The following is a 21,010-nucleotide window of genomic DNA, read 5'->3' on the forward strand; positions in this document are numbered from 1 at the left end:
AATTGGGATTAAAAGACGCGGTTCACGCCGCTTTGGGCGGAAATTTCGGGGCGTGCAGGCCCAGTTCCCGACCGCGCTTGACCATGCCCATGATGTCTTCGTGGGCCAGGTCGAACAGGCGCTTGAGCTCGGGCAACACGAAATACACCGGTTGCAGGATGTCGATGCGGTACGGCGTGCGCATGGCTTCCAACGGATCGAAGGCCTGATGCTCGGGCTCGTCGGACAGGCAGTACACGGTTTCCTTGGGCGAGGAGAGGATGCCGCCGCCGTAGATGCGCCGGCCCTGCGGGGTCTGCACCAGGCCGAACTCGATGGTCATCCAATACAGGCGCGCCAGGTAGACGCGTTCTTCCTTGGAAGCCTGTAGGCCGAGTTTGCCGTAGGTGTGGGTAAATTCGGCAAACCAAGGGTTGGTCAGCAACGGGCAGTGGCCAAAGATCTCGTGGAAAATGTCCGGCTCTTGCAGGTAATCCAGCTCTTCACGGGTACGAATGAAGGTCGCCACCGGAAACTGCTTGCTGGCGAGCAATTCGAAGAAGGTCTGGAAAGGTATCAGCGCCGGCACGCGGGCGACTTGCCAGCCCGTGGTCTCGCCCAGCACTTTGTTGACTTCGTCCAGTTGCGGGATGCGGTCGTGGGGCAGGCCCAGCTTGTCGATGCCGTCCAGGTATTCCTGGCACGCACGGCCTTCGATGACTTTGAGCTGGCGGGTGATCAGCGTGTTCCACACCGCGTGTTCTTCAGCGGTGTAGTGGATAAAACCTTGCGCATCGGGCTCGCGGGCCACGTATTGCGTCTGCTTCATGCTGCTCTCCTGCTGATTTTCCCTCAGGGGGAAGATGCGTTTGTTGTTATGTCGAGCGATGCATTAGAGATAACCCGAAGCGGCGATGTGTGCATTGGCTTGGCGAGGATGGATTGGGCGAACGACGGGTTGAATCGTAAAGTTTTCGTTACGATTTGGCGGGTGGTACGATCTTTCCGGGATTTTCGGGTGGGAAATGGCCTACATCTGTCACATAATCTTGACGATTATTTGCGTTGCCACGCCGAAAACCTTTGTGGCGAGGGAGCTTGCTCCCGCTGGGGCGCGAAGCGGCCCCTGTTTTGGGTCTGCTGCGCAGCCCAGCGGGAGCAAGCTCCCTCGCCACAGAGGGGCTGGAATGGCGCGTTTTTCTATCTCATATGCACCTGGGCCCTTTCATGCGCATCAAAGTCCATTGCCAGAATCGCATCGGCATCCTCCGGGACATCCTCAACCTGTTAGTGGAGTACGGCATCAACGTCGCCCGGGGCGAGGTCGGTGGCGAGCATGGCAATGCGATCTACCTGCACTGCCCGAACCTGATCAACATCCAGTTCCAGGCGTTGCGTCCGAAATTCGAAGGGATTGCCGGGGTGTTTGGCGTCAAGCGCGTAGGACTGATGCCCAGCGAGCGTCGGCACATGGAGCTCAACGCCTTGCTCGGCGCCCTGGAGTTTCCAGTGCTGTCCATCGACATGGGGGGTTCCATCGTCGCGGCCAACCGGGCGGCGGCGCAGTTGCTCGGGGTGCGGGTCGACGAGGTGCCGGGGATTCCCTTGTCACGCTATGCCGAGGATTTCGACTTGCCGGAACTGGTGCGCGCCAACCAGTCGCGCATCAACGGCCTGAGGGTCAAGGTCAAGGGCGACGTGTTCCTGGCCGACATCGCGCCACTGCAATCGGAACACGACGACAGCGAAGCCATGGCCGGTGCGGTGTTGACCCTGCACCGGGCCGACCGGGTGGGTGAGCGGATCTACAACGTGCGCAAGCAGGAACTGCGTGGCTTCGACAGTATTTTCCAGAGTTCGAAAGTGATGGCGGCCGTGGTGCGCGAGGCCCGGCGGATGGCCCCGCTGGACGCGCCGCTATTGATAGAAGGCGAAACCGGCACCGGCAAGGAACTGCTGGCCCGGGCTTGTCACCTGGCGAGCCCGCGTGGGCAATCGCCCTTGATGGCACTCAACTGTGCCGGGCTGCCGGAGTCGATGGCCGAGACCGAGCTGTTCGGCTACGGCCCCGGTGCATTCGAAGGGGCGAGGGCCGAAGGCAAGCTCGGCCTGCTGGAACTGACCGCTGGAGGAACGCTGTTCCTCGACGGAGTCGGGGAGATGAGCCCGCGCCTGCAAGTGAAACTGCTGCGCTTCCTGCAGGACGGTTGCTTCCGGCGTGTCGGCAGCGATGAAGAGGTGTACCTGGACGTCAGGGTGATCTGTGCGACCCAGGTGGACTTGTCCGAACTCTGCGCCCGGGGCGAATTCCGTCAGGATTTGTACCACCGCTTGAATGTGCTTTCGCTACACATCCCACCCCTGCGCGAATGCCTCGATGGCCTGGGGCCACTGGTGGAGCATTTCCTCGACCAGGCCAGCCGCCAGATCGGCTGTGCACTGCCCAAGCTGGCGCCGGCGGCCATGGACCGCCTCAGTCATTACCATTGGCCGGGCAACGTCCGGCAATTGGAAAACGTGCTGTTCCAAGCGGTTTCCCTGTGCGATGGCGGGAAGGTGAAAGCCGAGCACATCCGCCTGCCGGACTACGGCGTGCGCCAGCCCCTTGGCGATTTCTCCCTTGAGGGGGGCTTGGACGAGATCGTTGGGCGTTTCGAGAAAGCGGTACTGGAGCGCTTGTATTCCGAACATCCCAGCAGCCGGCAACTGGGCAAGCGGCTGGGGGTTTCCCATACGACCATTGCTAATAAATTGCGCGAATACGAAGTCGGCAAAACCGAGCCATAGTTGCTTGCTCTCGGTGCTCATGCGGCCTTATCGCGAGCAGGCTCGCTCCCACAAGATTACTGATTGCTCACAAATCATTGGAGCACTGGAGGTCCAATGTGGGAGCGAGCCTGCTCGCGATGACGGCAGAGGCCATTACCCAAGGAAAAGCATTGCCACGAACCGGCACAACACCGCCGGTTTTTCGTCTTCGATACCTTCCCCAAATCCCTTCCAGAACCCTCAAGTCCTTTGTTTCCAGGACCCAGGGGCGCCAGAAAAAAGTTGGTCTGCAAATTGCTTAAGGCTGTGCAACACAGCAGTGGGCGGCAAACGTCCGGCATGCAGAGGAACGACAGTGGACAAGTACCTTTATGTGGCAATGACCGGCGCCAGCCAGAACGCACTGGCGCAGCGGGCCCATGCCAACAACCTGGCGAACATCTCCACCAATGGTTTTCAGAAAGACCTGGAGCAGGCGCGCTCGATGCCGGTGTTCGGCGACAGCTTTCCGGCGCGGGCGTTTGCCCTCTCCGAGCGTCCTGCCACCGATTTCACCCCGGGTGCGCTGATCGAGACCGGTCGCGATCTGGACGTGGCGGTCAGCGGGCCGGGCTGGATGGCCGTGCAGAACCCCGATGGCGGTGAAAGCTACGTGCGCACCGGCAGCCTCAATGTCGACGCCCTGGGCGTGCTGCGGGCCGGCAACGGCATGCCGGTGATGGGCAATGGCGGTCCGATCGCCGTGCCACCCGAGCAGAAAATCGAAATCGGCCAGGACGGCACCATCAGCATCCGCGCCATGGGCGAAGGCCCGCGGGTGATGGCGGAAGTGGACCGCATCAAGCTGGTCAACCCAGACCTCAGGACCATGACCAAGGGCCTGGACGGCTCGATCCGGACCAAGGACGGCCAGCCGGCGCCCATCGACGGCAACGTGCAATTGGTGTCCGGGTTCCAGGAGGCGAGCAACGTCAATGCCGTGGATGAAATGACGTCGGTGCTGGCCCTGGCCAAGCAGTTCGAGCTCCACGTCAAGATGATGAACACCGCCAAAGAAGGCGATGAAGCCATGGCTCGGGTCTTGCAGATCTAACTATTAATTACAGCGTCGCGCCGAAAAACAGGCGTACGAGGAGAATCGAATGCTTCCGGCTCTTTGGGTTGCCAAAACAGGTCTGTCCGCCCAGGACACCAACCTTTCTACCATTTCCAACAACTTGGCGAACGTCTCGACCACGGGTTTCAAACGTGATCGCGCCGAGTTCCAGGACTTGCTCTACCAGGTAAAACGCCAGCCAGGCGCCCAATCGACCCAGGACAGCGAATTGCCGTCGGGCCTGCAAGTGGGTACCGGTGTGCGCATTGTCGGCACCCAGAAAAACTTCAACGCCGGCAGCCTGCAAACCACCGAGCAGCCGCTGGACATGGCCATCGACGGTCGCGGTTTCTTCCAGATCCTGCAGCCGGACGGCACCACGTCCTACACCCGTGACGGTACCTTCCACCTCGACTCCAACGGCCAGATCGTCAACGCCAGCGGTTTCGCCCTGGAACCGGCCATCGTCATCCCGAACGATGCCCAGACCTTCACCGTGGGCCGTGACGGCACCGTGTCCATCACCGTGGCGGGCAACCCGGCCGCCCAGGTTATCGGCAACCTGCAGACCGCCGACTTCATCAACCCGGCCGGCCTGCAAGCGGTGGGCAACAACCTGTTCCTGGAAACCGCTGCCAGTGGCGCGCCGCAAGTCGGCACCCCAGGCTTGAACGGCTTCGGTACCACGCTGCAGAACACCCTGGAAACCTCCAACGTGAGCACGGTCGAGGAGATGGTCAACATGATCACCACCCAGCGCGCCTACGAGATGAACTCCAAGGTGATCTCCACCGCCGACCAGATGCTCTCGTTCGTTACGCAGAATCTGTAACCGCGTCGTCCGTCATTACGTAGACAGGGCGGCCCCAGGGTCGCCTGCAACACCAAGAGGTAGGGTCATGAAACGCTTCGTATCTGTTCTGGCACTGAGTGGGATTACCGCACTCGCGGGCTGTGTTGCGCCAACGCCACGGCCCAATGACCCGTATTACGCTCCGGTGTTGCCGCGTACGCCGTTGCCGGCTGCCGCCAACAATGGCTCGATCTACCAGGCCGGCTTCGAGCAGAACTTGTACAGCGACCGCAAGGCCTTCCGGGTCGGTGACATCATCACCATCACCCTGAACGAGCGGACCCAGGCCAGCAAGAACGCCAACTCGCAGATCGACAAGACCAGCGAGACCAGTGTCGGCCTGACCTCGCTGTTCGGCTCCAGCCTGACCACCAACAACCCGATCGGTGGCGGCGACCTGAGCCTCAATGCCGGCTACGGCTCCGACCGATCGAGCAAAGGCGACAGCCAGTCCGGCCAGAGCAACAGCCTGACCGGCTCGATCACCGTGACCGTCGCCGATGTGTTGCCCAACGGCATCATCGCCGTGCGCGGCGAGAAGTGGCTGACCCTCAACACGGGCGATGAGCTGGTGCGTATCGCCGGCATGGTTCGCGCCGATGATATTTCCACCGACAACACTGTTCCATCGACCCGCGTGGCCGATGCGCGCATCACCTATTCGGGCACTGGTGCCTTTGCCGATGCGAGTCAGCCAGGTTGGTTCGACCGTTTCTTCCTCAGCCCGAAGTTCCCTTTCTAGGTGGCCAAGTTGAATCTCAAGCGGTTGAATCTTAAACAGCTGTTGATCGGTGCCCTGGTGATGTCGGCAGCCTTCACCGCTCAAGCCGAGCGTCTGAAGGACATCGCCAGCATTTCCGGCGTGCGTTCCAACCAGTTGATCGGCTACGGCCTGGTCGTGGGCCTGAACGGCACCGGTGACCAGACCACCCAGACCCCGTTCACCTTGCAGACCTTCAACAACATGCTGTCGCAGTTCGGCATCAAGGTGCCGGCCGGCTCCGGCAACGTGCAGTTGAAGAACGTCGCGGCGGTGTCGATCAGTGCCGATCTGCCGGCATTCGCCAAGCCCGGCCAGCAAGTGGATATCACCGTTTCGTCGATCGGTAACTCCAAGAGCCTGCGTGGCGGCACGTTGTTGCTGACGCCGCTCAAGGGGATCGACGGTAACGTCTACGCCATTGCCCAGGGCAACCTGGTGGTGGGCGGTTTTGATGCCGAGGGTCGCGACGGTTCGAAGATCACCGTCAACGTTCCGTCGGCCGGTCGCATCCCGGGTGGTGCGTCGGTGGAGCGTGCGGTGCCGAGCGGTTTCAACCAGGGCAACAGCCTGACACTGAACCTCAACCGTTCCGATTTCACCACGGCCAAGCGCATCGTCGACAAGATCAACGACATGCTTGGCCCAGGCGTGGCCCAGGCCATCGACGGCGGTTCGATCCGCGTCACCGCGCCACTGGATCCGAGCCAGCGCGTCGACTACCTGTCGATCCTGGAAAACCTCGAAGTCGATCCGGGCCAGGCGGTGGCGAAAGTCATCATCAACTCCCGTACCGGCACCATCGTGATCGGCCAGAACGTCAAGGTTTCCCCGGCCGCCGTGACTCACGGCAGCCTGACCGTGACCATCACCGAAGACCCGATCGTCAGCCAGCCGGGGCCATTGTCCAACGGCCAGACCGCCGTGGTCCCGCGTTCGCGAGTCAATGCCGAACAGGAAGCCAAGCCGATGTTCAAGTTCGGCCCGGGCACGACCCTGGATGAAATCGTCCGGGCGGTGAACCAGGTCGGCGCGGCGCCGGGCGACTTGATGGCCATTCTTGAAGCCTTGAAGCAGGCCGGCGCGTTGCAAGCCGACCTGATCGTGATTTAAGGAAAGCGGTCATGGTGGATATGCGCAAAGGCGCCTTGATCAGCGGGGATTCGGGGTCCTACTCGGACCTGAATCGCCTGAACCAGCTCAAGGTCGGCGACAAGAACAGCGAAGGCAACCTGCGCAAAGTGGCGCAGGAATTCGAGTCGCTGTTCCTCGGCGAAATGCTCAAGTCCATGCGTTCGGCCACCGAGGCCCTGGGCAAGGACAATCCGATGAACACGCCGGAAGCCAAGCAATACCAGGAAATGTACGACCAGCAGTTGGCCGTTTCCATGTCCCGCGAAGGCGGTGGTATCGGCCTGGCCGATGTGCTGTTGCGCCAGATGTCGAAGAACAAGCCTTTGGTGTCCGGCGAGGCGGCGACATTGTCGGCTGCCAAGCAACAAGAGGCGCAGGACACCGTCGCCAAGGCACCGGTGCCGACGCCAGTAGCGGCCGGGACCCTGCCTACCGATGGGCCGTTGTCGCGTACCAGTGGCCAGCGTCCGTTGTGGGCCTCGCGGGCCGTGAGCGCGCCGCAAGGGGCCGAGGGCGTCCACCGTAACGACATGGAACTGCTCAACCAGCGGCGCCTGGCCCTGCCACCGAAACTGGCTGACCGCCTGCTCGCCGGGCTGGTGCCTTCGGCTGCGGCCAATGCCGATGCCCCTGCGCAGAACCTGCTGCCGGATCGCGCCATCGCCGCCGTCAAGCCGGCCACCGGCGAACTGGCCAATGGCGACTGGCTGGCCGCGCTCAAGGCGTCCGAGCCCAAAGGCGACATGCAGGTCTATGGTCGCGCCGTGGCCCAGCCACCGTTGGCGCCAGCGCGCAAGGCCTTCCGCGATGCCGATGAATTCGTCAATGCCATGCTGCCAATGGCCAAGGAAGCCGCCGACCGCATCGGTGTCGACCCACGTTACCTGGTGGCCCAGGCCGCCTTGGAAACCGGTTGGGGCAAATCGGTGATGCGCCAGCCCGATGGCAGCAGCAGCCACAACCTGTTCGGCATCAAGGCCAGCAAGAATTGGACGGGCGATTCGGCGCGGGCGATCACTAGCGAATTCCGCAATGGCGAGATGGTCAAGGAGACGGCCGAGTTCCGTTCCTACGCCTCGTACCGCGACAGTTTCCATGACTTGGTCAATCTGCTGCAAAGCAACAGCCGCTATCAAGAAGTGCTGAAGTCGGCCGATAAACCGGAACAGTTTGTACGCGAGTTGCAGAAGGCCGGTTACGCCACCGACCCGAACTACGCCAGCAAGATTTCGAACATAGCCCGGCAGATGACGAGTTACCAAAACTACGCATCGGCTGGTGCCACCACGACTTTATAAGGTCTGAACCATGAGTTTGCTCAATATCGGGATGTCGGGTCTGTCCGCAAGCCAGACCGCACTGGTGACCACGGGTAACAACATCGCCAACGTCGATACCGCCGGGTATTCGCGTCAGCAGACCGTGCAGACCACCAAGGCGTCAAACCAGTACGGCAACGTGTTCATCGGTTCCGGCACGACCCTGGCCGATGTGCGCCGGGTGTATAACTCGTATCTTGAAGCGCAACTGAAGACCACCACCTCGCTCAACAGCGATGCGGCGGCCTACCAGGGGCAGATCACGCCGCTTGACTCGCTGCTGTCGGACAGCGGCACCGGCCTCAACGGCGCGCTGACCAAATTCTTCGCCTCGGTGCAGAACGTCAACGCCAAGCCGGGCGACGATGCGTCCCGCCAGTTGCTGCTCAGCGATGCTCAAGCCCTGAGCAACCGTTTCAATTCGGTTGCCAGCCAGCTGACCGCGCAGAACGAAAACATCAATGGCAACCTGTCGAACATGGTCGACCAGATCAACAGCCTGGCCACCACCGTTGCCCAGTTGAACAAGAAAATCGCCGAAGTCTCCAATTCTGGAGGCGCGCCGAACGATTTGCTCGACGCGCGCAGCGAAACCATTCGCCAACTGTCGACCTTCACCGGCACCCAAGTCGTCGAGAACGGCAGCAGCCTGGACATCTACCTCGGTTCCGGCCAGCCGCTGGTGATGGGCAACATCACCAATAAACTCGAAGCGGTGCCGGACAAGAACGATCCGGGGCGCATCGGCATCCAGCTCAACAGCGGCTCCAGCGTCATGGACCTCACCCAGGTGATGACCGGTGGCGAGATCGGTGGCCTGATGCGCTACCGCAGCACCGTGCTCGACCCGGCCATGAACGAGCTGGGCCGCGTGGCACTGGTTGTCGCCGATCAGATGAACAGCATCCAGGCCTCGGGCATCGACAAGAACGGTGCGTTTGGTTCCAACCTGTTCAGCAGCATCAACAGCGCCGCGCAGATGAGCCAGCGCAGCGTCGCCTCGCTGGGCAATAGCGCAGGCTCCGGCAACTTCAATGTGTCCATCGAAGACACCGGCAAGCTGACCACCAACGACTACAAGATCACCTTCACCAGCGGCACCAACTACACCGTACAGCGCCTGCCTGATAACACCTCCCTGGGCGCGTTCAGCACGACGACCACGCCAGCGCCGGTCGTCGATGGCTTCTCGCTGACCTTCGCCAATGGCACTGCGGCCGCCGGCGATTCGTTCAAGATCACCCCGACCCGCAACGCGGCGGGCAGCATCAAGACCGAGATGACCGACTCCAAGCGGCTGGCGATTGCTGCCCCGCTGGGCGCCGCCATCACGCCGGGCGGCAGTGGCACGCTGACCATTCCGGCCAGCGGCCAGCCGACCATGACGACGAAGCTGGACATCTACGACGAGGCCACCACCAGCATCATCCAGAACGGCATCAAGAATTCCATGCCGGTCAAGGTGGTGTTCGGCGCGACCTCGGCCGATGGCACGAGCCAGGCTTATCAGTTGCTCGATGCCAAGGGCGGATTTATCAGTGGCGGCACGATCAAACCCGGTCAGAGCAACACCCTGAGCCTGAGTGTTCCGCTCAAGGATGCCAGCGGCAACCCGATCATGGATTCGTCCGTACCGCCGGTGCAACGTACTGTCGCGTTCGACATGTCCATCGCCGGCGCGCCATCTAATGGGGCAGGCATCGACATAAGCCTCAGCCAGCCTGGCACCCTGGACAACCGTAACGGTAACGCGCTCGCGGGCTTGCAGACCGCCAAGACCGTCGACACCGGTGCCGCCAGCAAAGGCATTTCCCTGAACGATGCCTACGGCAAACTGGTTGAAGGCGTCGGCGCCAAGGCTGCCCAGGGCAAGCTGGACAGCGCCGCCACTGGTGCAATCCTGGACAATGCCAAGAACGCCCGCGACTCGCTGTCGGGCGTGGACCTGGATGAAGAAACCGGAAACCTGGTCAAGTTCCAGCAGTACTACACCGCGTCTTCGCAGATCATCAAGGCTGCGCAGGAAATTTTCAGCACGTTGATCAACAGTCTTTAAGGAGCCGTAGCCCATGCGCATTTCTACTTCTCAGTTCTACGAAAGCACGGCTGCGAACTACCAGAAAAACTTCGCCAATGTGGTCAAGACCAGCGAAGAGGCCAGCAGCCTGGTGCGCGTGAACACCGCCGCCGACGACCCGGTGGGGGCTTCGCGTCTGCTGCAACTGGGTACACAGGCTTCGATGCTGGCCCAGTACGAAACCAACGCCAACACCATCAAGGCCACCTTGGGCACCACCGAAGCGGTGATGACCAGCATCGGCAACGTGTTGCAGCGCGCCAAGGAATTGGCCGTCGGTGCGGGTAACGCCGGTTACACTGATGCCGATCGCCAGGCCAACGCTTCGGAGCTGGCGCAGATCGAAGAACAATTGCTGAGCCTGATGAACAGCAAGGACGAAAACGGCAAGTACATCTTTGCCGGTTCCAAGGGTGACACCATCCCGTTTACCCGCAACACCGATGGCAGCTACAGCTACAACGGCGACCAGGTGACGCTCGACCTGCCGATCGGCGACACCATGTCGATGGCCACCAACAGCACTGGCTGGGAAGTGTTCCAGCAGGCCGTCAATACCAGCCGCAGCCAGGTCACCCGCACCGCGCCGCCGGTGGATGACGGACGCGTGGTCTTGTCCGACGGCCAGGTGTCGTCCAGTGTCAGCTACAACAGCAAGTTCCGCAGCGGAGAGCCGTACACCGTTGAGTTCACCAGCGGCACGCAACTGAAAATTACCGACGCGCTCGGCAATGACGTGACCGCCGAAGCCAGCCAGGGTGGCGCGTTCGACCCTAACAGCAAGAGTGGGCAGGCGGTCCAGTTCCGTGGTGTGGAACTGACCCTGAACATCAATCTGCAAGCGGGTGACGTCCCGGGCACCGTGTTGCCAGGCCATACTTTCACCCTGGCTGCCAAGCCGGACACCTTTGTTCCGATGCGCAGTCCCGGCAACCCGACCGCAGTGCAGATCACCGGCAGCGAGATCACCGATCCGGTGGCGTACCACGCCAGTTTCCCTACCGGGGCGGCCGTGTTGAAGTTCACCAGCGCCACCGATTTCGATCTCTACGCAGCACCGCTGACGGCTAACAGCCAACCCGTGTCCAGTGGCACCCTGGCTGGCAACGTCGCAACAGCGTCGGGCGTTAGCTTTACCCTGAACGGTACGCCAGCCGCTGACGATCAGTTCAGCATCGCGGTCAACACCCACGAAACCCAGAACGTCCTGGACACCGTGAATCAGTTGAAGACCGCGTTGAGCACGCCGACTAACAACGATCCTATTGCGCTGCAGAAGCTGCAGGCTTCGCTGGCGTCCGGTATTGGCAACCTGGCAAGCGGCACCGATCAATTGTCCAGTGCCCTGAGTTCAGTGGGTGGTCGTGGTGCCGCTCTGGATACCCAGAGCGACACCAACCAGAGCCTGATCCTGGCCAACAACCAGACCCAATCGTCTATCCGCGATTCCGATGCGGCCGAGGTGATGACCCGCCTGACGTTGCAACAGACCATGCTGCAAGCCTCGCAACTGGCGTTCAGCAAGATCGCCCAGTTGGGTCTGTTCAACAAGATCTGAGCCGGTATCGACCGAGCCGCCAACCGTCTTTTTTTAAGCGGTTTCGGGGCTCCGACCTGAAAAGGCCGGAGCCCGCCGCTCGAGAGTTTTAACCGTGAAGTCACTTCCCCTCGTCAGCATCGTCATTCCTGCCTATAACCCTCGGTTTTTCGACCAGGCACTGCTCAGTGCCCTGGCCCAGACCTACGAAAACGTTGAAATCATCGTCTGCGACGATTCGCCTGGCGATGAAATCCGCGACATAGTCGCGTCTTTCAAAGAGCCGGCCCATCCGGTCCGCTATCTGAAAAACCGTCAACGACTAGGGCTGCAGGGCAACCTGTTGCGCTGTGTCGAAGAGGCGCAGGGCGAGTTCATCAAGGTGCTGTGCGATGACGACCGGCTATTCGCACCGAGCATTGCGATGCAGGCCCAGGCGTTGATGGATCATGCTGACGTGAGCGTGGTGTTCGCGCTGCGGCTGTTGTGCGATGCCGGCAACTTCATCCTCCCATCCCGTGTGGACAACTGTCGTTTCTCGCCAAATGACGCCTTGCTCAAGGGCGACGATATGCTGGCGATTTTCGAGAGCACGCCAACCAATTTCATTGGCAATTTCAGTTCGACTCTGATGCGCCGGGCCGATGTGCTGGAATTGCTGCCCGCGCTGATTCAGGACGGTGCCGGTTTTGTTGCGGTGCTCGATTTTGCTTTGTTTGTCTGCCTGATGCGGCGCGGTAATCTGATTGCGTTGAATACTGTGCTGAGCGTTGAGCGTCTCTATCCGGGGCGTTTGAGCAAGACCCCGGAAATGCTCAAGGCAGCAAAGATTGAGTGGGAATGGCTGGCACAAATGCTTGTCGCGCGCAGCGGTGAAGCGGCTCCGGCCGCGGGCTGGGTGCGCTGCATTGATCTGGACAAAATCACTGATGAGCCTCATGCCTGGCAGGAGCTCTGCGTAACCCGCGTACTCGGTAACCGCAATACCGTCGTCAACGGTCGGGTTGGGGCGCAAAGTGAGAGCTACGCCGACTTTTACCGTGAGTGGCTTGCTGTCCGCCGGTTCACCAAGGTTGAACAGCGCGTCATGCCTGCGCGCATCGATAGCTGGCCGTTTCGGCCAAACATCGTAACTGTGGTCATCGACGCGCTCGGCGATGCGCAGGCGCTTGCGGCGACATTACTTAGCATCAAGGATCAGTTGTATCCAGCCCAGGCCGCAGTGGTGCTTTCCGATGCTCATTGCGAAGTGGACGATCGAGTGTTGCAGCTGCCTTATCAGGCCGATTGGCCGCGTCAGCTCAATGTTATCGTGCCACAGCTGGAAGGCGCGCACTGGTTCTACCTGCTGCGAGCGGGCGACGTGCTGCGCAATTCGGCGTTGCTGATCCTGGCCGAGCGTGTCGCTGGGAGGCAGGGCATCCTTTGCATCTACAGTGACGAAGGCGCGTTGGTCGACGGGGAGTCCTTCGAACCGGTGTTCAAGCCGGATTTCAACCTGGACCTGATGCGCGCCTACCCTTATGTCGGTCGGACCCTGGCTTTCGAGCGTGAGCGATTCATGGCTCTCGGCGGCTTCGAATCGGATCACGGTGAACTGGCGCCCCATGATCTGCTTTGGCGCCTGTTGGAGGAGACTGGCCCTCAGACCGTCGAGCACATCGCGGAAATCCAGGTCGAGTCGGTCCTGAGCTTCGCTCAATGGTTGTCGTTGCCTGAGGTCATCGATGGCAATGCCCGGTTGGTTGGCGCACACCTGGAACGTATCGGCATCGATCATGAGATATCCCCCGACACGTTGCCGTTAATCAACCGCATCAACTACCGGCACGGCGGTCGCCCACTGATATCGATCATCATGCGTACCGGTGACTCGCTCACAGCCTTGCAGCGTTGCGCTGAGAGCCTGATCGAGCGCACGGCCTACACCCATTATGAAATTCTGATCGTGGACAGCGGCGTCCGGGATCCGGCCATGCTCGACTGGCTGGAGAACATGTCGCAGTTGGGCGCGAGCATGTTGCGCGTATTGCGATACGCCGGTGATGACAGCGATGCAGCGGTGCGCAATTTTGCTGCAGGTCAGGCCCGGGGCGACTATTTGCTGTTGCTCAGTCCGCAAACGGTCATTTGTGAAAATGACTGGTTGGACGAGCTGATCAATCATGCCCAGCGGCCAGAGGTCGCGGTGGTCGGTGCTAGAATACTCAGTCCTCAAGGCACGATTGTCGGCGGCGGACAGGTTCTCGGGTTGGCTGGGCCGGTGGGCACGCCGTTCTACGGTGAATCCGCGGCTTCGCGCGGCTACATGCAACGTTTGCATGCAACGCAGAACTGGAGTTCGGTCAGCAGCGATTGTTTGATGGTGCGCAAGCAGGTTTTCGACGAACTGGGCTGCCTGGACGATGCGTCCTTCACCTTCGGCCTCAGCGATGTGGACCTGTGCTTGCGCTCCAGCAAAAACGGCTATCTGGTGGTCTGGACGCCTTACGCCACGGTCATGAAAGTCGACCCACAATCGACCGCCGCCCAGCCTGAAGAAACCCCGTTGGTGGAGCGAGAGCGTGAAGTCTTTTATCGCAAATGGCTGCCGCAGATCGCCCGAGATTCGAGCTACAACCCAGCACTGAGTCTGGGGGCTTCCAGCTTTAGCCTGGAACCGTCGCTGCGCAATAACTGGAACCCGTTCTGCACCCGCGCTCTGCCATTGATACTTGGCTTGCCGGTCAACTCCACTGCGGTCGGCCATTATCGCGTCACGGCCCCGTTGGCAGAGTTGGAGGCCGCCGGACGGGTAATCGCCCGAGTTGCCTACGAGTCGCCTTCGACCGTTGAGATCGAGCGCTTGTCGCCGGATACGATCGTATTGCAGGGTCGCTACAGCGAAGGGGCTGCTGGCGATATTCTTAGAATGAAGACATACTCCGGTGCCTTGCGGATCTTCGAGCTCGACGATTACGTCGTTAAGGCCCCCAAGAAAAACACGCATGCGCGCAACAAGCCGGCCAATATCGAGCAGATGCTGCGCGAAGGAATCAGGATGTGTGATCGCGTGGTGGTGACCACACCTTCGCTCGCTGATGCCTTGTCCAGCATGCACAATGAAATTCGTATCGTGCCTAATATGTTGCCACCTGAGCCGTGGGCGCAACTGACCAGCCGGCGCGGCACGTCCTCCAGGCCTCGGGTGGGTTGGGGGGGAGGAACCAGCCACAGTGGCGATCTGGAGATCATTGCAGACTTGGTTCGCGAGCTGGCCAATGAAGTGGACTGGGTGTTCTTCGGTATGTGTCCGGAAGCGCTGCGTCCGTATATTCACGAGTTCCATGCCTCGGTCGGCCTAAACACCTATCCGTTCAAGCTGGCCAGCTTGAACCTCGACCTGGCCTTGGCGCCACTGGAATTCCATATCTTCAACGACTGCAAGAGCAACCTGCGCTTGCTGGAATACGGTGCCTGTGGCTACCCGGTCATCTGCACCGATACCAAGGCCTACGACGGTTTCCTGCCTTGTACCAAAGTGCGCAGCAACAGCACCGAAGAATGGATCGCGGCCATCCGCATGCACCTGGCCGATCCGGACGCCAGCTACCGCATGGGCGATGAACTGCGTGAAGCGGTATTGCGGGACTACATGCTCAGCGGCAAGAACCTGCAGCATTGGTTGTGGGGGTGGTTGCCGGATTGATCGTTGCCTTGTGCAGCGTCGACACTCGTGGCGGAGAAACTAGCCACTTCGCCACCAAGGCCGCGTGCGGCCGTTTTTGTGATTTCTACTCCTGAAACCGCCCCCGCCAGAGCTGGCGCGTTTCCTGCAAGTCCCCCTCATATCGCCATAAAACGAGCGCTCGCGGCCCGTCGCAGCGCCCGTACCGGCATTGAAGGTGTAATCCCTGTGCCCGCAAAGCGAAACAACGCTTGCCCAAGCCCGGTGATGAACAAGAGGGGAGACGATGAAGGCAGTTATCTTGGCAGGTGGTCTCGGCACGCGGATCAGCGAAGAGTCCCACCTCAAGCCCAAGCCGATGATCGAGATCGGCGGCAAGCCAATTCTTTGGCACATCATGAAGCAGTATTCCGCCCACGGAATCCACGACTTCGTGATCTGCCTGGGCTACAAGGGCTATGCCATCAAGGATTTCTTCGCCAATTACTTCCTGCACACCTCTGACGTCACCTTCGATATGTGCAACAACCGCATGGACGTTCATCAGAACTACAGCGAGCCGTGGCGCGTGACATTGATCGACACCGGTGAGGACACCATGACCGGTGGGCGTCTGCGTCGGGCGGCACGTTACCTGGAAAATGAAGAGGCGTTCTGCTTCACCTATGGTGATGGCGTGTCGGACCTCAATATTGGCGCGCTCGTGGATTTTCATTTGTCTCACGGCAAGCTTGCCACCGTGACGGCAGTCCAGCCCCCCGGGCGTTACGGTGCGTTGGAGCGCGACGGCGATAGCGTTCTGGGTTTCACTGAAAAACCTCGAGGTGACGGTGGCTGGATAAATGGGGGCTTCTTTGTGCTCTCGCCAAAAGTCTTGCCTTTTATCACCGATGACCAAACGTCCTGGGAGGCTGAGCCGCTGGCTGCGTTGGCGAGCGAGCAGCAGCTCCAGGCGTTCCAGCACGATGGTTTCTGGCATCCAATGGACACCCTGCGGGATAAAAACCACCTCGAAGCCCTGTGGCAAAGCGGCGAGGCCCCATGGAAACAATGGTCTTGAATCCGGAGTTCTGGCGTGGCAAGCGCGTACTGGTCACCGGCCATACCGGCTTCAAGGGCAGTTGGCTGACGCTGTGGTTGCAAAGCCTGGGGGCCAAGGTCAGTGGCTTTTCCCTTGACCCGGCCACCCAGCCAAACCTGTTCGAGCTGGCCCGCGTGGGCGAGGGCATCGATGACCGGCGCGGTGATTTGCGCGACCTCGGCGCCTTGCTGGAATTGCTGGCGGACGTGCAGCCGGAGATCGTCCTGCATCTGGCGGCGCAGCCGTTGGTGCGCGAAGGTTATCGCGACCCGTTGGGCACGTATTCCAGCAACGTCATGGGCACGCTCAACCTGCTGGAAGCGGTTCGCCAAGTGGGTGGGGTCAAGGCGTGTGTACTGGTTACCACTGATAAGGTCTACGCCAATCAGGAATGGTTATGGCCCTACCGCGAAAACGAGCCTTTGGGCGGTCACGATCCCTATAGCAGCAGCAAGGCCTGCTGCGAATTGCTGGCGCAGTCTTATGCCGCCTCATTCTTCTCGGCTGAGCGCTATGCCGAGCATGGCCTGGCGCTGGCGACGGCACGGGCCGGCAACGTGCTGGGTGGCGGTGATTTCGCTCCCGAGCGCCTGATTCCCGACGTGCTTAAAGCGTGGTCGGCAGACGAGCCGGTGACGCTGCGTTATCCACAGGCCGTGCGTCCGTGGCAGCACGCCCTGGAACCGTTGGCCGGTTATCTGCAATTGGCCGAGTGTCTGTATCAGCAGGGGCCGGAGTTCGCCGGTGCCTGGAATTTCGGTCCAAGTGAAGCCGACATGTGCAGCGTCGGTGAAGTCGTCCAGCTGTTGGCTGAGCGCTGGCCGCAAGCGCCGGGCCTGCGCATCGAACCGAGCGATTTGCATGAGGCCGGCCTGTTGCGCCTGGACAGCAGCCGCGCCCGGCAGTTGCTTGGCTGGCAGCCGCGCTGGTCGTTGCAGCAATGCCTGGCCCAGACCCTGGATTGGCATTTGGCGTGGCAGAACGGTGATGACATGCGTCAAGTCACCCTCGGTCAACTGAACCTGTATCGAGGCGCGTTGTGAGCGAGTTTTCCTTGAAGGCATTGCCGCTGGCCGATCTGTTCAGCGTCCAGCACAAACGCTTCGAAGACCAGCGCGGGCATTTCGCCCGGCTGTTCTGCGAAGGCAGCCTGAGCGCATTCGGCCAGCCGTTCCATATTCGTCAGATCAACCACTCCTGCACACGTGAGCGCGGTAGCGTGCGCGGGTTGCATTATCAGAACGCGGCGCAGCCGGAAGCCAAGCTGATCACGTGCTTGCGTGGCGAAGTATGGGATGTGGCGGTGGATTTGCGTCCCGATTCCGAGACCTTCCTGCATTGGCATGCCGAGCACCTGAAGGCCGGCGATGGCCGCAGCCTGTTGATCCCGGCGGGGTTCGCCCATGGGTTCCAGACCCTCACCGGCGACGCGGAGCTGCTTTACTTGCACAGTGCCGACTACGCTCCCGAGCACGAGGGTGGCCTGTCGGTGAATGATCCGCGGCTGGCAATTGCCTGGCCGCTGCCTGTCAATAATCTGTCGAGTCGGGACAGCAACCATCCCTTGCTCGACGAGCGTTTCGCTGGAGTGCGTCTATGAACTGCCGAGGTTGTGGGACTGCCCTGGCTTTGCCTTTGATCGATCTCGGTACTTCGCCGCCATCCAACGCTTATGTGCGGGCCGACCAATTGGACCAGGCCGAGCAGTGGGTGCCGCTCAAGGTCGCGGTATGCCAGCAATGCTGGTTGGTGCAGACCGAGGATTATACCCGCGCGGACACATTGTTCGACGCCGAGTATGCCTATTTCAGTTCTTTTTCCAGCACCTGGCTGGCCCACGCCGAGCGCTACGTTGCCGAGATGGTCGAGCGCTTCGACCTGAGTGCTGACAGTCGCGTGGTGGAAATTGCCGCCAACGATGGCTATCTGTTGCAGTACGTGGCCAAGCGCGGTATTCCGTGTCTGGGCGTCGAGCCGACACGCAGCACCGCAGAGGCCGCCCGTGCCAAAGGCCTGGAGATCCGCGAGTTGTTCTTTGGTCGCGAAACGGCCACGCAACTGATCGGCGAAGGCTGGGCAGCGGATTTGATGGCGGCCAATAACGTATTGGCCCACGTGCCGGACATCAATGATTTCCTCGCCGGCTTTGCCACTCTGCTCAAGCCAACCGGTGTCGCCACGTTCGAGTTTCCGCAACTGCTCACATTGATGGCCGGGCAGCAGTTCGACACGCTGTACCACGAACATTTTTCCTACTTGTCGCTGACGTCCGTGCAGACCCTGTGCGAGCGCAATGGGCTTGAAGTATTCGATGTTAGCCAACTGTCGACCCACGGCGGCTCGTTGCGAGTCTTCGTCCAGCGGATTGATGGAGTCCGGCGTCCGGTCCAATCTTCAGTGCAACAACAATTGCAGGCCGAACGGGAGGCAGGCGTGAAAACCGCCGCCTACTACGCCACCCTGGCGCCAGCCGCCGAAGCGATCAAGCATGGCTTGCTACGCTTTTTGCTACAGGCCAAGGCCGATGGCAAGCGTGTGGTCGGTTATGGCGCGGCCGCCAAGGGCAACACCTTGCTCAACTACGCCGGGGTCAAGCCTGACTTGCTGGCGTGGGTGGCGGACGCCAATCCGCACAAGCAGGGTAAGTATTTGCCGGGCAGTCGGATTCCTATTGTGTCGCCTGAGCGTATCGCAATAGAGAAACCCGACTACGTGCTCGTCCTGCCCTGGAATTTGCTGAGCGAAGTCAGCCAGCAGCTGGTTGAGGTTCGTCAATGGGGTGGGCAATTCGTCATCGCGGTGCCTGAGTTGACGCTGCTATGAAAGTTTTAGTAACTGGCGCCACCGGGTTTGTAGGCCGTCATCTGGTCGCGGCCTTGCTCGCTCGCGGGTGTCAGGTCCGGGCGGTTGCGCGCCGGGAAGAGCCGGCCAGGGAATTGCCCTGGTTCGACCAGGTTGAATTCGTCGCGGCCGATGTCTACGCAGAAGCGCTGGACGTTGTTGCATTGGTGGAGGATGTCGATGCCTTGGCGCATCTGGCGTGGCCGGGGCTGCCGAACTACCAGGCCCTGTTTCATTTCGAACATAACTTGATGGCCGATTATCAGTTCATCAAAGAGGCTGTCGTGGCGGGTGTGGGACAGGTGCTGGTCACAGGTACCTGTTTCGAGTACGGCCTGCAGAGCGGACCGCTCGATGAGCAGACTGCGCCGCAACCGGCCAACCCTTACGGCTTGGCGAAAAATACCTTGCGCCTGTTTCTTGAACACCTGCAGCGCGAGCACCCGTTTACCTTGCAGTGGGCACGTTTGTTCTATTTGTACGGCACCGGTCAGAACCCCACCAGCCTGCTCGCGGCGCTGGACCGGGCCATCGATACCCAGGCGCCAGTATTCGATATGTCGGGGGGCGAGCAATTGCGCGATTACCTGGCAATCGAAACAGCGAGTGCTTATCTGGCGGGGCTGCTGTCGCAGCGCGAATTCAATGGGGTCGTCAATTGCTCAAGTGGTGAACCGGTGTCGGTTCGCGCGCTGGTAGAAGCACGGCTGCGCGAGCGTGGCGCGGCCATTCGCCTGAACCTGGGCCACTATCCCTATCCGACTCACGAACCCATGGCGTTCTGGGGCGTGGCCGAACGTTTGCAAACCTTGTTGGGAGCCGAACATGACGCTTGAGCTGTACCGGGCCACCGGCCTTCCGGTTCTGCAGAACCGTACCTTCGCCGATGAGCAGTCAGCCAAAACCTCGGCGAGTGCCGACATGGTGTTGGTCCAGGACGAAGTGAGCGGGTTGGTTTTCAACCAGGCGTTCGATGCCGACAAGCTCAGCTATGACAGCGACTACCAGAATGAACAGGCCCATTCCGGTCAGTTTCAGAAGCATCTTGCTGACGTGGAAGGCATCATCGCCCGGCATTTCAGCGGCCAGGAATTGATCGAGGTCGGTTGCGGCAAAGGCTATTTCCTGGAGCTGCTCAAGGAGTGTGGTTACGCGATCACGGGTATCGACCCGGCCTATGAGGGCAATAACGCAGATGTCATCAAGGCGCCGTTTACCCGTGACCTCGGGCTTTCGGCTGACGCGGTCGTGCTGCGTCATGTGCTGGAGCATATTCAGGATCCGGTGGCTTTCCTCGCCGAAATCTCAGCGGCCAACCAGGGCGGACAGATTTACATCGAAGTGCCGTGCCTGGACTGGATCCTGGAGCATCGAGCCTGGTTCGACCTGTTCTACGAACACGTCAATTATTTCCGCCTTGACGATCTGCGGCGGATGTTCGGCACGGTGCATGAGGCGGGGCATCTGTTTGGCGGTCAGTACCTGTACATCGTTGCCGATCTGGCCACGTTGCGCCTGAAGCCAGAACGGCCCGTTCCAGCCTTGCAAATGCCCGATGGATTCACCGCCAGCCTCGGTCATGCCGTGCAGATCGTCCAGGCTGCGCCGCAACAAGGCTCGGCGATCTGGGGGGCTTCCTCCAAGGGCGTGATCTATTCGCTATTCCTGCAACGAGCCGGTGTTGCAGTGGACTGCGTGGTGGATATCAACCCGGCCAAGCAGGGGCGGTATCTGCCGTTGTCGGGCGCTCGGGTATCTTCGCCGCAAGAAGCTATGAATGCGCTGCCCGAAGGCGCCAACCTGTTCGTAATGAACTCCAATTACCTCGAAGAGATCAAGCGGATGACGGGTGGGCGCTACGTCTACCACGCCGTTGACAGCGCTTCGTTCCAATAAC

General features: G+C 60.7%; 16 protein-coding genes. 15 read left to right on the forward strand and 1 reads right to left on the reverse strand.

Annotated features, from left to right (window positions below; genetic code table 11):
- Positions 1-22: 22 nt before the first annotated feature.
- The gene (phhA, locus tag HU715_RS02815) at positions 23-808 is read right to left on the reverse strand and encodes a phenylalanine 4-monooxygenase (RefSeq protein WP_186704640.1); all 786 of its coding nucleotides are present in this window, start codon (positions 806-808) and stop codon (positions 23-25) included.
- A gap of 398 nt (positions 809-1,206) precedes the next feature.
- Here phhA and HU715_RS02820 point away from each other — a divergent pair, with 398 nt between their 5' ends.
- The 15 genes from HU715_RS02820 (at position 1,207) to HU715_RS02890 (ending at position 21,009) form a co-directional block, all read left to right on the forward strand.
- Entirely contained in the window at positions 1,207-2,766 is a 1,560-nt protein-coding gene (locus HU715_RS02820) for a sigma-54-dependent transcriptional regulator (protein ID WP_186704641.1), read from the forward strand.
- A gap of 337 nt (positions 2,767-3,103) precedes the next feature.
- Complete coding sequence (locus HU715_RS02825; RefSeq protein ID WP_186704642.1) at positions 3,104-3,841, forward strand: flagellar basal body rod protein FlgF; 738 nt, start codon at positions 3,104-3,106, stop codon at positions 3,839-3,841.
- Between the two features lie 49 nt (positions 3,842-3,890).
- A complete protein-coding gene (gene flgG / locus HU715_RS02830) occupies positions 3,891-4,676 on the forward strand; it encodes a flagellar basal-body rod protein FlgG (RefSeq protein WP_053120245.1) in 786 nt (261 codons plus the stop codon).
- 67 nt (positions 4,677-4,743) lie between these two features.
- Positions 4,744-5,439: a flagellar basal body L-ring protein FlgH gene (gene flgH / locus HU715_RS02835; RefSeq protein WP_186704643.1), complete on the forward strand. Its 696-nt coding sequence runs from the start codon at positions 4,744-4,746 to the stop codon at positions 5,437-5,439.
- Between the two features lie 60 nt (positions 5,440-5,499).
- Positions 5,500-6,570 (forward strand): flagellar basal body P-ring protein FlgI, encoded by a 1,071-nt coding sequence (locus tag HU715_RS02840; protein WP_161798353.1) that lies wholly within the window; start codon positions 5,500-5,502, stop codon positions 6,568-6,570.
- Positions 6,571-6,581: 11 nt separating this feature from the next.
- Positions 6,582-7,889, forward strand: a complete 1,308-nt coding sequence (flgJ, locus tag HU715_RS02845; protein ID WP_189656063.1) for a flagellar assembly peptidoglycan hydrolase FlgJ — start codon at positions 6,582-6,584, stop codon at positions 7,887-7,889.
- Positions 7,890-7,899: 10 nt separating this feature from the next.
- The gene (flgK, locus tag HU715_RS02850) at positions 7,900-9,966 is read left to right on the forward strand and encodes a flagellar hook-associated protein FlgK (protein WP_186704644.1); all 2,067 of its coding nucleotides are present in this window, start codon (positions 7,900-7,902) and stop codon (positions 9,964-9,966) included.
- Positions 9,967-9,979: 13 nt separating this feature from the next.
- A complete protein-coding gene (locus HU715_RS02855; protein ID WP_186704645.1) occupies positions 9,980-11,545 on the forward strand; it encodes a flagellar hook-associated protein 3 in 1,566 nt (521 codons plus the stop codon).
- Positions 11,546-11,639: 94 nt separating this feature from the next.
- Positions 11,640-15,212: a glycosyltransferase gene (locus HU715_RS02860; protein ID WP_186704646.1), complete on the forward strand. Its 3,573-nt coding sequence runs from the start codon at positions 11,640-11,642 to the stop codon at positions 15,210-15,212.
- Positions 15,213-15,477: 265 nt separating this feature from the next.
- Complete coding sequence (gene rfbF, locus HU715_RS02865; RefSeq protein WP_079305235.1) at positions 15,478-16,251, forward strand: glucose-1-phosphate cytidylyltransferase; 774 nt, start codon at positions 15,478-15,480, stop codon at positions 16,249-16,251.
- Complete coding sequence (rfbG, locus tag HU715_RS02870) at positions 16,242-17,315, forward strand: CDP-glucose 4,6-dehydratase (RefSeq protein WP_437182508.1); 1,074 nt, start codon at positions 16,242-16,244, stop codon at positions 17,313-17,315. The genes rfbF and rfbG overlap by 10 nt, the downstream gene beginning before the upstream one ends.
- Complete coding sequence (locus HU715_RS02875; RefSeq protein WP_186704648.1) at positions 17,312-17,872, forward strand: dTDP-4-dehydrorhamnose 3,5-epimerase family protein; 561 nt, start codon at positions 17,312-17,314, stop codon at positions 17,870-17,872. Before rfbG ends, HU715_RS02875 begins: the two co-directional genes overlap by 4 nt.
- Positions 17,869-19,095, forward strand: a complete 1,227-nt coding sequence (locus HU715_RS02880) for a class I SAM-dependent methyltransferase (RefSeq protein ID WP_186704649.1) — start codon at positions 17,869-17,871, stop codon at positions 19,093-19,095. The genes HU715_RS02875 and HU715_RS02880 overlap by 4 nt, the downstream gene beginning before the upstream one ends.
- A complete protein-coding gene (locus HU715_RS02885; RefSeq protein WP_186704650.1) occupies positions 19,092-19,949 on the forward strand; it encodes an NAD-dependent epimerase/dehydratase family protein in 858 nt (285 codons plus the stop codon). The genes HU715_RS02880 and HU715_RS02885 overlap by 4 nt, the downstream gene beginning before the upstream one ends.
- Positions 19,939-21,009 (forward strand): class I SAM-dependent methyltransferase, encoded by a 1,071-nt coding sequence (locus tag HU715_RS02890; protein ID WP_186704651.1) that lies wholly within the window; start codon positions 19,939-19,941, stop codon positions 21,007-21,009. The genes HU715_RS02885 and HU715_RS02890 overlap by 11 nt, the downstream gene beginning before the upstream one ends.
- Position 21,010: the final 1 nt, after the last annotated feature.

This window comes from Pseudomonas zanjanensis (assembly GCF_014268745.2).
Taxonomy (GTDB): domain Bacteria; phylum Pseudomonadota; class Gammaproteobacteria; order Pseudomonadales; family Pseudomonadaceae; genus Aquipseudomonas; species Aquipseudomonas zanjanensis.

Bases quoted from the DNA above. Each gene is read 5' to 3' on its own strand.
- phhA (WP_186704640.1), bottom strand. From the start codon at position 808: ATGAAGCAGACGCAATACGTGGCCCGCGAGCCCGATGCGCAAGGTTTT.
- HU715_RS02820 (WP_186704641.1), top strand. From the start codon at position 1,207: ATGCGCATCAAAGTCCATTGCCAGAATCGCATCGGCATCCTCCGGGAC.
- flgG (WP_053120245.1), top strand. From the start codon at position 3,891: ATGCTTCCGGCTCTTTGGGTTGCCAAAACAGGTCTGTCCGCCCAGGAC.
- flgH (WP_186704643.1), top strand. From the start codon at position 4,744: ATGAAACGCTTCGTATCTGTTCTGGCACTGAGTGGGATTACCGCACTC.
- HU715_RS02840 (WP_161798353.1), top strand. From the start codon at position 5,500: ATGTCGGCAGCCTTCACCGCTCAAGCCGAGCGTCTGAAGGACATCGCC.
- flgJ (WP_189656063.1), top strand. From the start codon at position 6,582: ATGGTGGATATGCGCAAAGGCGCCTTGATCAGCGGGGATTCGGGGTCC.
- flgK (WP_186704644.1), top strand. From the start codon at position 7,900: ATGAGTTTGCTCAATATCGGGATGTCGGGTCTGTCCGCAAGCCAGACC.
- HU715_RS02855 (WP_186704645.1), top strand. From the start codon at position 9,980: ATGCGCATTTCTACTTCTCAGTTCTACGAAAGCACGGCTGCGAACTAC.
- rfbF (WP_079305235.1), top strand. From the start codon at position 15,478: ATGAAGGCAGTTATCTTGGCAGGTGGTCTCGGCACGCGGATCAGCGAA.
- rfbG (WP_437182508.1), top strand. From the start codon at position 16,242: ATGGTCTTGAATCCGGAGTTCTGGCGTGGCAAGCGCGTACTGGTCACC.
- HU715_RS02880 (WP_186704649.1), top strand. From the start codon at position 17,869: ATGAACTGCCGAGGTTGTGGGACTGCCCTGGCTTTGCCTTTGATCGAT.
- HU715_RS02885 (WP_186704650.1), top strand. From the start codon at position 19,092: ATGAAAGTTTTAGTAACTGGCGCCACCGGGTTTGTAGGCCGTCATCTG.
- HU715_RS02890 (WP_186704651.1), top strand. From the start codon at position 19,939: ATGACGCTTGAGCTGTACCGGGCCACCGGCCTTCCGGTTCTGCAGAAC.